The 12,826-nt window shown below is 42.5% G+C and carries 15 protein-coding genes; all 15 read left to right on the top strand.

Annotation, left to right across the window (positions count from 1 at the left end):
* The first annotated feature begins 1 nt into the window (after position 1).
* Positions 2-358: a PTS glucitol/sorbitol transporter subunit IIA gene (locus NSS80_RS07645; protein WP_007499733.1), complete on the top strand. Its 357-nt coding sequence runs from the start codon at positions 2-4 to the stop codon at positions 356-358.
* A gap of 130 nt (positions 359-488) precedes the next feature.
* Positions 489-1,265: an ABC transporter ATP-binding protein gene (locus NSS80_RS07650; RefSeq protein WP_041118122.1), complete on the top strand. Its 777-nt coding sequence runs from the start codon at positions 489-491 to the stop codon at positions 1,263-1,265.
* A 79-nt stretch (positions 1,266-1,344) separates the two neighbouring features.
* The gene (locus tag NSS80_RS07655; protein ID WP_008344958.1) at positions 1,345-1,581 is read left to right on the top strand and encodes a YlmC/YmxH family sporulation protein; all 237 of its coding nucleotides are present in this window, start codon (positions 1,345-1,347) and stop codon (positions 1,579-1,581) included.
* A gap of 235 nt (positions 1,582-1,816) precedes the next feature.
* On the top strand, positions 1,817-2,656 hold the full coding sequence (gene pgeF, locus NSS80_RS07660) for a peptidoglycan editing factor PgeF (RefSeq protein ID WP_024426938.1): 840 nt from the start codon (positions 1,817-1,819) through the stop codon (positions 2,654-2,656).
* A gap of 6 nt (positions 2,657-2,662) precedes the next feature.
* Entirely contained in the window at positions 2,663-3,352 is a 690-nt protein-coding gene (locus NSS80_RS07665) for a YggS family pyridoxal phosphate-dependent enzyme (RefSeq protein WP_041118124.1), read from the top strand.
* Position 3,353: 1 nt separating this feature from the next.
* The gene (gene sepF, locus NSS80_RS07670; protein WP_024424241.1) at positions 3,354-3,812 is read left to right on the top strand and encodes a cell division protein SepF; all 459 of its coding nucleotides are present in this window, start codon (positions 3,354-3,356) and stop codon (positions 3,810-3,812) included.
* Positions 3,813-3,818: 6 nt separating this feature from the next.
* Positions 3,819-4,100: a YggT family protein gene (locus NSS80_RS07675; RefSeq protein WP_024424240.1), complete on the top strand. Its 282-nt coding sequence runs from the start codon at positions 3,819-3,821 to the stop codon at positions 4,098-4,100.
* Positions 4,101-4,153: 53 nt separating this feature from the next.
* A complete protein-coding gene (locus NSS80_RS07680) occupies positions 4,154-4,930 on the top strand; it encodes an RNA-binding protein (RefSeq protein WP_024424239.1) in 777 nt (258 codons plus the stop codon).
* Positions 4,931-4,956: 26 nt separating this feature from the next.
* Positions 4,957-5,451, top strand: coding sequence for a DivIVA domain-containing protein (locus NSS80_RS07685; protein ID WP_008344947.1), 495 nt, complete (start codon positions 4,957-4,959; stop codon positions 5,449-5,451).
* Between the two features lie 355 nt (positions 5,452-5,806).
* Positions 5,807-8,572 carry an isoleucine--tRNA ligase gene (gene ileS / locus NSS80_RS07690; protein ID WP_041117323.1) on the top strand — a complete coding sequence of 922 codons (2,766 nt, stop codon included), beginning with the start codon at positions 5,807-5,809 and terminating at the stop codon, positions 8,570-8,572.
* Between the two features lie 160 nt (positions 8,573-8,732).
* On the top strand, positions 8,733-9,107 hold the full coding sequence (locus NSS80_RS07695; RefSeq protein WP_024424237.1) for a hypothetical protein: 375 nt from the start codon (positions 8,733-8,735) through the stop codon (positions 9,105-9,107).
* Between the two features lie 94 nt (positions 9,108-9,201).
* Positions 9,202-9,669: a signal peptidase II gene (gene lspA, locus NSS80_RS07700; protein WP_024424236.1), complete on the top strand. Its 468-nt coding sequence runs from the start codon at positions 9,202-9,204 to the stop codon at positions 9,667-9,669.
* Complete coding sequence (locus NSS80_RS07705) at positions 9,666-10,580, top strand: RluA family pseudouridine synthase (RefSeq protein ID WP_024426940.1); 915 nt, start codon at positions 9,666-9,668, stop codon at positions 10,578-10,580. Before lspA ends, NSS80_RS07705 begins: the two co-directional genes overlap by 4 nt.
* 170 nt (positions 10,581-10,750) lie before the next feature.
* Positions 10,751-11,293, top strand: coding sequence for a bifunctional pyr operon transcriptional regulator/uracil phosphoribosyltransferase PyrR (gene pyrR / locus NSS80_RS07710; protein WP_024424234.1), 543 nt, complete (start codon positions 10,751-10,753; stop codon positions 11,291-11,293).
* 155 nt (positions 11,294-11,448) lie between these two features.
* Positions 11,449-12,777 carry a solute carrier family 23 protein gene (locus NSS80_RS07715; protein ID WP_041117325.1) on the top strand — a complete coding sequence of 443 codons (1,329 nt, stop codon included), beginning with the start codon at positions 11,449-11,451 and terminating at the stop codon, positions 12,775-12,777.
* The last annotated feature ends 49 nt before the right edge of the window (positions 12,778-12,826 follow it).

Genomic DNA, 12,826 nt, shown 5'->3' on the forward strand with positions numbered 1-12,826 from the left:
CATGGTAACACAATCTGTCGTAAAAGAAATTGGGATCTTAGTCCCTCAATTTAAAGAAGATAAGCTGATTGTTTTATTTGGACCCGCAGCGCCGCAGGAATTAAGAGATATGTCTGTCATTCATGAGTTCGAGCATCTAGAAGAAGAGCCGCTGAAGCTGGGCGGAACCATTCAAGTGGGCGATCAAACGTACACGATCACAGCCCTCGGCAATAAAGCAAATGATAACTTTAAAGAGCTCGGCCATATTTCGATCTACTTCCAAGAACCGTTTGATGATGTATTACCAGGCGCTGTTTTTGCATCCCCCCACACGTTTCCTGATATAAAAGAAGGCGTACGAATTGAAATTTCGTAACCATGTAAAAAAAGCTGTTCCTAATTAGGAGCAGCTTTTTTATATGAGGTTTACCAGAAAGAGCATTTACGATATGCTGTAAACATTCATTATTTGTATATTCAGAATTTTTAATCAGGAGGAAGTTATGGTGTCACTTGAATTGAAGAATGTTTCATTAAAAAGAAATGGGAAATGGCTGCTGCAGTCTATTGACTGGCAGGTGAACAAGCAGGAACACTGGGTGCTTTACGGTTTAAATGGTGCGGGAAAAACCGCTTTATTAAATATGCTCTGCTCCTATTATTTCCCCACGTCAGGCGAGATGACAGTGCTGGGACATGTCTTTGGCAAGGAAGCTCTTGGTGAAAAGCTCAGGAGGAAAATTGGTCTCATCTCAGCGGGACTTGAAAAGAAATTGCATAGAGACGACAATGCTTTTGAAATTGTACTTAGCGGCGCATTTGCTTCTATCGGGCTTTATGAAACCCCGACAGATGAAATGAGAGAGAAAGCCATTGATCTATTAAAAGCATTTGGTTCATTCAAATATGCCAACAGAACATATGAAACCCTCTCACAGGGAGAGAAGCAAAAAGTCTTGATTGCGAGGGCTTTAATGAATGATCCGCAGCTTTTGATTTTAGATGAACCTGTGACGGGTCTTGATTTTTTAGCAAGAGAGCAAGTGCTGGAAACCATCTCATTTATTGCAGCAAAGCCTGATGCGCCTACTTTGCTCTATACGACCCATCATGCAGAGGAGATTCTGCCTGTTTTTCAGCACACCTTATTATTAAAAGATGGATCTGTTTTTGATCAAGGAGAAACAAAAGAAATGATGACAAGCGGCTTGCTTTCTTCTTTTTTTGAATGTCCGGTAGATGTCATGTGGAGAAATGGCCGTCCGCATTTAAGTAAATTGTAGATAAAAGAAACTATTGGTCTGCGTCCCTGCTTTTCCATCATACATATTATAGTAGAAAACGAAAGGCGGGGAAGGACAGATGATCAGTATTTCTGAATTCCAAATCAAGGATGTCGTCGATGTATCCAGCGGAAAAAAACTAGGCACCATTGGGGACATTGATATTAATGTGACAAGCGGCAAAATACAAGCGATTATTATTGGCGGCACAGGGAAAATGATGGGATTTTTCGGAAAAGAAGAGGAAATGATCGTCCCTTGGCGAAATATAGTAAAAATTGGCGAAGATGTAATACTTGTCCGATTGTCTTCTTAATTCATATAACTCCTCAATGAATCATTCAATTTTTCCTTAAAACAAGCTCTCCATTCTCAGCAAACAATGTCTTTTTCGGGTAAAAAGATTACGTTTTCATATCAATTTGAAAAAAAACCTGCAGAAAGGGCACATTTGAGTGTAATATTTAATGAATCCCACTAACTGTCTATGCATGTCTTGTGGTAAAATAGGAGCGATATAAAGAGAGATGAATGAAAGGTGGGAGGCAGCTTTGACACACAAATATGACCCCTTTCAGCAGAAATCACCATATGCAATGACCATTCATGATTGGACGAACATGACATGTTCTGGAAAAGAGGTATTGGCCGGATTTACGACAAAAAATGGCGGCTTCAGCCTACCTCCATATCAATCATTGAACACTGGACTCCATGTAGGAGATGATGCTTCTAGTGTTCAAATGAATCGTCAAGTCATAGCAGATGCTGCTGCTGTGCCGCTCTCTGATTGGGTGTTTGCAGACCAAACACACGAGGATCGCATCCTGAAAGTCACCAAGGAGCAAAGAGGAAGAGGAAGTCTTCATTATCATGAGGCACTGCCTGGTACAGACGGTTTATATACCTCTGAGACGAACATGATGCTCGCTCTTTGTTTCGCTGATTGTGTTCCGCTTTATTTTCTAGCTCCGCAAAACGGATTAATTGGAACGGCTCATGCCGGCTGGAAAGGAACCGTCAAGCAAATTGGTGCAAAGATGGTTGATGAATGGGTCCGCCAAGAAGGTGCCAAGGCCGATCATATCCAAGTCGTCATTGGACCATCCATTGGCAGCTGCTGCTACATAGTCGATGACGCAGTCATGGATCAAGTGAAACAGCTTCCTTTTTCAACAGAGGATGTGTATTCCGAGATTTCACAAGGACAATATAAAATTGATTTGAAAACATTAAACAAAAACGTATTGCTTCATGCAGGAATAAAAGAAGAAAACATACATGTCAGTTCGATGTGCACAAGCTGCAATGATCAGCTATTCTTCTCACACCGGCGTGATCAAGGCAAAACAGGACGTATGATGTCTTTTGTCGGGTTTAAGGAGGCATAAGTGCAATTGAATGTACGAGAGAATCTCAGACAAATAAATGAACAAATAAACGAAGCATGTAAAAGAGCCGGTAGACATCCAGCAGATGTATCGGTCGTTGCTGTGACAAAGTATGTCTCAATTGAACGAGCACAAGAAGCCAAAGAAGCAGGAATTATGCATTTTGGTGAAAATCGTGACCAAGGGTTACTTGAAAAGCAGGCGGCCATAACCGATGAAAACATTAGCTGGCACTTCATCGGCAGTTTACAAACACGTAAAGTGAAATCTGTCATTCAGACAATTGACTACTTACATTCGCTCGACAGGATGTCTCTTGCGAATGAAATTGAAAAAAGAGCGGATCACACAGTTCGCTGTTTTGTACAGGTGAACACGTCACTTGAGGAGTCAAAACACGGCTTGAAAAGTGAAGACGTCATTCCGTTTGTGAAGCAGCTCGCTGATTTCAAACAGATTGAAATTGCTGGACTGATGACGATGGCTCCATTTACAGATGATCACACTGTGATTCGAAACTGTTTTAAAACATTAAAAAACCTTCGAGAAGAAGTAAAACATCTTAACCAAGTAAATGCACCTTGTCAGCATTTATCGATGGGCATGTCAAATGATTTTGAAATCGCAATTGAAGAAGGTGCGACATTCGTTCGGATTGGCTCTTCACTTGTTGGAAATGAAACAGGAGGTGCGTGACATGAGCATAAAAAATAAGTTTAAAAGCTTTTTCACTCTTGACGATGAAGAGTATGAGTACGAATATATTGATGAAGAAAGAGAACCCGTTCAAGAAGAAAAAGGAACGAAGGACAAAGCAGCATTTCAAGATCGTCCGCAGACAGGAAAACAAAATGTTGTCAGCTTGCAAAGCGTGCAAAAATCCTCTAAAGTGGTGTTAAGTGAGCCGCGTGTTTATGCAGAAGCGCAGGAGATTGCAGACCATATTAAAAACAGACGTGCAGTCGTCGTGAATTTGCAGCGCATTCAGCATGATCAAGCAAAGCGAATCATTGACTTCTTAAGCGGAACCGTTTATGCAATCGGTGGAGACATCCAGCGTATTGGCTCGAATATATTCCTCTGCACACCTGATAATGTAGATGTATCTGGCACAATATCAGAGCTATTGACAGAGGAAGAACCTCAGAGGTGGTAAATCATAGTGATTCTAAATTTCATTTTTAATATTTTAGGAACGGTATTAACGATTTACTCATTCGCGATTATTATTTACATCTTTATGTCATGGGTGCCATCTGCAAGAGAAACTGTGTTTGGCCGTTTTCTGACAAATATTTGCGAACCGTATTTAGAACCATTTCGTAAAATTATTCCGCCAATCGGCATGATTGACATCTCGCCGATTGTGGCATTGCTTGTGATTCGTTTTGCATCATCATATGGACTAACTGGTCTTTACAATATGATTGTGCGCTTCATGTAAACAGGCTGCCGGGCTTGGCACTGCCAGGCTCTTTTACATAAGAGGGGAACAAAATGAGCGATATCTATCAGCATTTTAGAAAAGACGAACAGCCATTTGTTGACCAAGTGTTAGGCTGGAAAAAAATCGCACTCGACCAATATCGAATGAAATTAACAGATTTTCTTGATCCGCGTGAGCAATTTATTACTGAATCCGTCATCCAGCATGGCGAAGAACTTGGGATCATGTTTTTTGGCGGGTATGAGGGAGCGGAGCGCAAAAGAGCTCTCATTTATCCTGATTATTTAGAACCTTCTATTCAAGATGTTGAGCTGTCATATTTTCAGGTGAACTATGCGAAAAAGTTTATTTCCTTAGAACACCCGAAGCTTCTCGGCTCATTGATTGGGACAGGCTTGAAGCGTCAAAAATTCGGAGATCTATTATTTTCAGAGGAAGATGTGCAATTTATTTGTACAAGTGATGTCGCCGATTTTGTGCGGGCGCAGCTGACACATGTTGGCAGAGCAGCCGTTTCATTAGAGGAAATCACGCAGGCAGAAATAAAGCCAGTGATCACGAAGACTGATATCAAAGAAGATACCATTTCTTCACTTCGGCTGGATGCTGTATGCGCTGCTGTCAGCCGTCAGTCTCGGCAAAAAGCACAGCTTTTAGTCAAAAATGGGCTTGTCAAAGTCAATTGGAAAGTCACTGAGGACCCTTCCTTTACAATCGGTGAAGGCGATCAGCTCTCTGTTCGGGGATTTGGCCGCTTTAGCCTCAAAACGATTGATGGGAAAACCAAAAAAGATAAATTCAAAGTAACATTTGAGCTTCTGACATAACGAACTTGAATCTGGAGGTGGCGAGGTTGCCATTAACACCTAATGATATTCATAATAAAACGTTCACAAAAAGCTTTCGTGGCTATGACGAAGACGAAGTAAACGAGTTTTTAAGCCAAGTACGTAAAGACTACGAGATCGTACTTCGTAAAAAGAACGAGCTTGAAGACAAAGTAAACGAGCTTGACGAAAGACTAGGTCATTTTGCAACAATTGAAGAGACATTAAACAAATCGATTCTTGTGGCGCAGGAAGCAGCGGAAGACGTAAAGCGTCATTCTGATAAAGAAGCAAAATTGATTATTCGTGAAGCAGAGAAAAATGCAGACCGTATTATCAACGAAGCGCTGTCAAAATCAAGAAAGATTGCAATGGAAATCGAAGAGCTGAAGAAACAGTCGAAGGTCTTTAGAACTCGCTTCCAAATGCTCATCGAAGCGCAGCTTGATCTTCTGAAAAATGACGATTGGGATCATTTACTGGAATATGAAGTAGACGCTGTCTTTGACGAAAAAGAATAAGCGCATCATCTTGACATGACGTGCTCATGTTGCATATAATACCATCATAAATTAACAAGAGATAAACGTTTGAAAGGGACACTCGCAGCTGTCACATGCGTAATAAAGCGAATCAGGGATGGTGGAAGCCTGACATTACGAGACGCTGCAATGAGATCACCCCTTTAGTTCCTTTTCTGAAAAAACCAGTAAGAAAAGGCGTCTGATCACGTTACGATTTTTGAGTGGATAAGCGGCTCTTTCATATCGCTTGTCTAAAAGGGTGGTACCGCGAGACAAGCCTTCTCGTCCCTTATGGGATGAGAGGGCTTTTTTTATTGTTTTTTAATCAGAATTTGCATGTGGAGGAATGGGTATGAACTACAAAGACACCTTATTAATGCCGAAAACAGAATTCCCGATGAGAGGGAACTTGCCGAACAAAGAGCCTGAAATCCAAGAGGAATGGGCAGAGAAAGACATCTATCAAATGGTTTTAGAGCGGACTAAAGGACGCCCGACGTTTATTTTGCATGATGGACCTCCATATGCGAATGGTGACATTCATATGGGGCATGCACTCAATAAAATCCTAAAAGATTTTATCGTCCGTTTTAAATCAATGAACGGGTACCATGCACCGTACGTACCGGGCTGGGATACACACGGGTTGCCAATTGAAACAGCTCTCACTAAAAATAAAAAAGTAAAACGCAAAGAAATGTCTACAGCAGAATTCCGCAAACTATGCGAGGAGTATGCTTGGAAGCAAATTGAAGGTCAGCGCAGCCAGTTTAAGCGATTAGGCGTCAGAGCAGACTGGGACAATCCGTATGTCACATTAAAGCCTGAATACGAAGCGCAGCAAATTCTTGTCTTTGGTGAAATGGCGAAGAGAGGCTATATCTATAAAGGATTAAAGCCTGTTAACTGGTCTCCTTCAAGTGAATCAGCCCTCGCTGAAGCGGAAATTGAATATAAAGACAAACGTTCACCATCGATTTACGTTTCGTTTAAAGTAAAAGATGGCAAAGGCGTTCTTGAAAACGGCGAACAATTCATTATCTGGACAACAACACCTTGGACGCTTCCTGCAAACCTTGGCATTTGTGTTCATCCAAACTTAGAGTACAGTGTTCTTCAAGTAGGTGCTGAGCGATATGTTGTCGCATCTGAGCTCGTTGAACAAGTGGCAAAAACGCTTGGCTTTGAAGAGTATGAAGTCGTGAAAACATTAAAAGGAAAAGAATTAGATAACGTCGTTGCAGAGCATCCGATTTATGGTAGAGATTCTCTTGTGATGCTTGGCGAGCACGTGACAACTGATGCGGGAACTGGCTGTGTTCACACAGCACCAGGCCACGGGGAAGATGACTTTATTGTCGGTATGAAATACGGTCTTGATGTGCTCTGTCCAGTGGATGAAAAAGGTGTGATGACAGATGAGGCGCCTGGTTTTGAAGGACTATTCTACGAGGATGCCAATAAAGCCATCACAGAACAGCTTGAAGCAAAAGGTGCGCTGAAAAAGCTCGACTTTATCACACACTCCTACCCGCATGACTGGAGAACGAAAAAACCAACGATTTATCGTGCGACAGCTCAGTGGTTTGCATCTATTAAAGATTTTAGAGAAGCGTTATTAGACAATATTAAAGAAACAAAATGGGTTCCAGCATGGGGAGAAACACGCCTGTTCAATATGGTGCGTGACAGAGGTGACTGGTGCATTTCAAGACAGCGTGTATGGGGCGTTCCAATTCCAGTCTTTTATGCGGAAAATGGTGAGCCGATCATCACGGACGAAACCATTCAGCATGTATCTCAATTATTTAGAGAGCACGGCTCGAATATTTGGTTTGAAAAAGAAGCAAAAGAGCTATTGCCAGAAGGCTTTACACATCCAGGCAGCCCAAATGGTGAATTCACAAAAGAGCAGGACATCATGGATGTATGGTTTGATTCCGGTTCTTCTCACCAAGCTGTTTTAGAAGAAAGGGATGACCTAGTCCGTCCGGCAGATCTTTATCTTGAAGGCTCTGACCAATATCGCGGCTGGTTTAACTCCTCTTTATCAACAGCAGTTGCTGTTACTGGAAAAGCACCATATAAAGGGGTCCTAAGCCACGGTTTTACGCTTGATAAAGAAGGACGTAAGATGAGTAAATCATTAGGCAATACGATTGATCCAACGAAGGTCGCGAAGCAGCTTGGTGCAGAAATTCTTAGACTTTGGGTATCTTCTGTCAACTATCAAGCCGATCATCCAGTGTCTGATGATATTTTGAAACAAGTAGCAGAAGTCTATCGTAAAATCCGTAACACCTTCCGCTTCCTGCATGGAAACTTATTTGACTTTGACCCAGCAGTTAATGCCGTGCCAGTAGAAGAGCTTCGCGAAGTGGATCAATACATCATGATCAAATTAAACAAATTGATTGATAAAGTGAAAAAAGCTTATGATGATTACGAATTTGCGGTCGTCTATCATGCGATTCACAATTTCTGTACGATTGAGCTCAGCTCTTTCTATCTCGATTTTGCAAAGGACGTCGTCTACATTGAGCATGCCGATCATCCAGACCGCCGCAGCATGCAGACGGTCTTCTACGAAACATTAATGGCTTTAGTGAAGCTGACTGCACCAATTCTTCCGCATACCGCAGATGAATTATGGAGCCACTTAAGCTTTGTTGAAGAGCCAAGTGTTCAGTTAACAGATATGCCAGAAGGTGTGCTAGTTCCTCAAGCTGAAGCGACAGAAACGAAGTTTGACCGCTTTATGGAGGTACGTGACGATGTGCTAAAAGCGCTGGAGATTGCGCGTAATGAGAAAGTCATCGGACGTTCACTTGAAGCAAGTGTGACGCTTTATGCGACAGATGAAGTGAAAAACCTTCTTGCATCCATTAAAGAAGATGTGAAGCAGCTCTTTATCATCTCTGAATTAACGGTAGAAGATGAGCAGCATGCAGATACATCAGCGCCTGAATATACATCAGGACGAATTGTGGTTCAAAAAGCAGAAGGAGAACTGTGCGAGCGTTCCCGCATTATTTCAAAAGACGTTGGGGCAAATCCGAAATACCCAACATTGTCGCTGAAAAATGCTGAAATCGTGGAGAAATATTACCAGAATTAACAATGCGATATCACAAGCTGGCGCCCCGTCATATACGGGGCGTTTTCTTTTATGAGAAAATGACAGCGTTTAGAACGAAAGGAAAAATCTTATGGCTTTAAAGTGACTAGTCGGGGCAACAATATGATTATCACGACAGGGCAGGAGTTGAAATAGCGACATGAATGGCGATCTAGAGACGATTTACACGGAACTCCTTCAAATGAAAGAAGAGCTGCAATCTAAACTGTTTGAATACGCATCATTTCGTTCACCCGCTGAGCATGTCACATTGAATGAGGTCAAAACGACCACGCTTCTTTATCACATCAAAGAAGAGCTGCAAGATGTGTCTCTCGCTATTGCAAAAATTGAACAAGGAACCTATGGCATATGTGAGGCAACAGGAGATGTAATTCCGCTTGAACAAATGAGCATTCTTCCTACCGCCCGCACGGCTGACGACTTTTTATATCATAAGCAATACGAGAAAAAAGCATTCACTCCTTATCCTTACGAATCGAATGATTCTCATTTTGAAGCCTTCCACATGTAGGGAGGTTTTTGTCTGTCAACTAAAGTTTCTTTACTCCTTCCTGTTTTCTTGATAAAATGCTTAAAGATCAAAGTATGAAGATGGAGGAACGTGTGTGTTCTATTACATAATCGCATTCGTTATCATTTGTTTAGACCAATTAACAAAATGGCTCATTGTCAAAAATATGATGCTCGGTGATTCTGTTCCAGTCATTGATGGATTCTTTTATATCACGTCTCACCGAAATTCAGGAGCCGCATGGGGAATTCTCCAAGGGCAAATGTGGTTTTTCTATGTGATCACACTCGTTGTTATTGCGGGAATTGTTTATTACTTGCAAAAACATGGACAAAAGGACAAGCTGCTGGGAGTAGCGCTGGCCTTAATGCTTGGCGGAGCGATCGGCAACTTTATTGACCGTATTTTCCGTCAGGAAGTGGTTGATTTTGCTCATTTCGTATTTGGGGATTATCACTACCCAATCTTTAATATTGCAGATTCTTCTCTCTGTGTAGGGGTTATTCTGCTCTTCATTCAAATGCTGTTAGATGGAAAGAAAAATAAGGAGTCAACTACATGAATCAAGTAAATATTGCCGTTTCAGAAGAACAAACGAGTGAACGGCTAGATAAATTTTTAAGCACGACAGAACCAGAATGGTCAAGAACCCAAGTCCAGCAATGGGTAAAAGATGGGCTGATCGAAGTAAACGGGAAACAAGTAAAGGCCAATTACAAAGTACAGGCTGGGGATCAAATCAAAGTGGAGATTCCAGATCCGGAAGCGCTAGATGTAGAAGCAGAACCAATGGATCTTGATATTTATTATGAGGATGCAGATGTGTTAGTCGTAAATAAACCACGAGGAATGGTCGTTCATCCAGCGCCGGGTCATGTGTCAGGAACACTTGTAAATGGACTGATGGCACATTGCAAAGACTTATCAGGGATTAACGGTGTGATGCGTCCTGGAATTGTCCACCGAATTGATAAAGATACGTCTGGGCTGTTAATGGTCGCGAAAAACGATATGGCACATGAGTCACTCGTCAATCAGCTGGTGGCTAAAACTGTTACAAGAAAGTATACGGCTGTTGTCCACGGTATTATCCAGCATGATACAGGAACAATTGATGCACCAATTGGCAGAGACAAAAAAGACCGCCAAAGCATGACGGTCACAAAAGAAAATGCAAAACAAGCCGTTACTCACTTTGATGTGATTGAACGCTTTAAAGACTTCACGGTTGTCGAATGCCGTCTTGAAACAGGAAGAACACACCAAATTCGTGTTCATATGAAATATATCGGCTACCCTCTTGCAGGAGATCCGAAATATGGGCCGAGAAAAACAGTCGATTTTAATGGACAGCTGCTGCATGCAGGTGTTTTAGGATTTGATCATCCTAGAACAGGAGAATATATCGAGTTCACAGCACCAATACCAGCTGATATGCAGGCTTTTATCGATTCATTAAGAAATAACGATTGACAGGCCGTGCTTTTTCTGAAATAATAAACAAAGAAATTGAGATTCTTTAAAACAGTCCAGAGAGGCTGAGAAGGATAACGGATCAATTTGTGCACGCATATGCACAAATGAACGCCCCTCTCTGCCCTTTGCAGAAGGGGCTTTTTATTTGTCAAAAAGAGGTGTAAAAGATGGAACAAAAAGCAGTCATTCTTGATGAACAAGCGATTAGACGAGCGCTTACCCGAATTGCACATGAAATGATTGAGCGCAACAAAGGGATGAAGGATGTCATCCTTGCCGGGATCAAGACAAGAGGCATACATCTTGCAAAGCGCCTTGCAGAGCGCATCGAGCAAATTGAAGGGAATCCAGTCACTGTGGGTGAACTTGATATTACGCTATACCGTGATGACCTGACAAAAAAGACAGACAACCAAGACCCGCTTGTAAAGGGTGCAGACATACCAGCTGACATTAATGACAAAACACTTATTGTTGTTGACGATGTCCTGTTTACAGGCAGAACCGTCAGAGCCGCTATGGATGCCCTTGTGGATGTAGGAAGACCATCTTCCATTCAGCTGGCTGTGCTCGTTGACCGGGGACACCGGGAGCTGCCGATTCGAGCGGATTATATCGGGAAAAACATTCCGACTTCAAAAGCAGAGACAGTCATGGTTCAGCTCAATGAAGTAGATCAGAACGACCTTGTCGCTATATATGAAAAATAACCTTTTTAAATGCATTCCAGTGAGTTTGCAAAGAGGGCAATAACAGAGACACCGAGCACACGGATAACATGACGTGTCTGGTTTTTCTAGGCCTCTTTGCGCATACTCGCAAAGAGGCTTTTTTAATGAAAAAGGACACATCTAGGAGGAAAATCATGAGTCAGCAAAAAGCCAATTTAGGCATTCGAGATATCCCAAAACCATTCACATGGCTGTCACTTAGCCTTCAGCATTTGTTTGCGATGTTTGGTGCGACCATTCTTGTACCAAAAATCATTGATATGAGTCCAGCCGTCGCGCTCATCTCAAGCGGTGTGGGAACGATTGTTTACTTAATTATCACAAGAGGACAAATTCCGGCGTATCTTGGATCGTCCTTTGCCTTCATCGCCCCCATACTGAATGTTAAAGCAACGGGCGGCCCTGGAGCCGCAATGGTTGGCGCCTTCATGGCGGGTGTCGCTTATGCACTCATCGCCCTGTTCATTAAATGGCTCGGCACAGGCTGGCTGATGAAGCTTCTGCCGCCGGTTGTCGTAGGACCAGTCATTATGGTCATCGGACTCGGACTCGCTGGAACAGCAGTCAACATGGCGATGTATGTTGATCCGAATGCCACCGAGCTAGTTTACAGCCTCAAGCACTTAATGGTTGCTGGCTTCACACTGGCTGTGACCATTATCAGTATGATTTTCCTAAGAGGATTCCTTAGCTTAATCCCAGTATTAATCGGCATCATCAGCGGCTATCTCTTTGCCTTAACTCAAGGCATTGTGAACTTCCAGCCGGTCATTGACGCAAAATGGTTTGCTGTACCAGACTTCGTCGTGCCATTTGTCGACTATACACCTGATGTGACCTTAAGCATTCTCACAGTGATGGTGCCGGTAGCCTTTGTCACAATGTCTGAGCATATCGGCCACCAAGTGGTGTTAAGTAAGGTCGTAGGACAAGATTTTATTAAAAAACCAGGTCTTCATCGCTCCATTTTAGGAGACAGTGCGGCAACGATCTTCGCTTCACTTATTGGCGGACCGCCAACAACAACTTATGGAGAGAACATTGGCGTACTTGCCATCACAAGAGTGTTCAGTATCTTCGTCATCGGCGGAGCAGCGGTGTTTGCGATCTGCTTCGGTTTTGTAGGAAAAATATCAGCATTAATCAGTACAGTGCCGTCCGCGGTGATGGGAGGCGTTTCGTTCCTGCTCTTTGGAATCATTGCTTCAAGCGGCCTGAGGATTCTGATTGATCATAAAGTGAATTTTGAAGAAAAGCGTAATCTCATTATCGCATCAGTCATCCTAGTCATTGGGATTGGCGGGGCATTCATTGAGGTGAAACAAATCAATCTTACCCTATCTGGAATGGCACTTGCTGCGATTACGGGTGTCCTGTTAAATCTGATCCTGCCGCATCAAAAAGCAGAAGATGACAACTCAAATGAATCAAATACAGAAAACCTTTTAAAAGAAGTCCAGTGAGGCTGACAAGGGTTCTAAATGGAGCAGAATGCACGAAAGTGCCGCTGTT

Origin of the sequence: Bacillus sp. FSL M8-0350, from assembly GCF_038593345.1 — a bacterium.
Taxonomy (GTDB): domain Bacteria; phylum Bacillota; class Bacilli; order Bacillales; family Bacillaceae; genus Bacillus; species Bacillus safensis.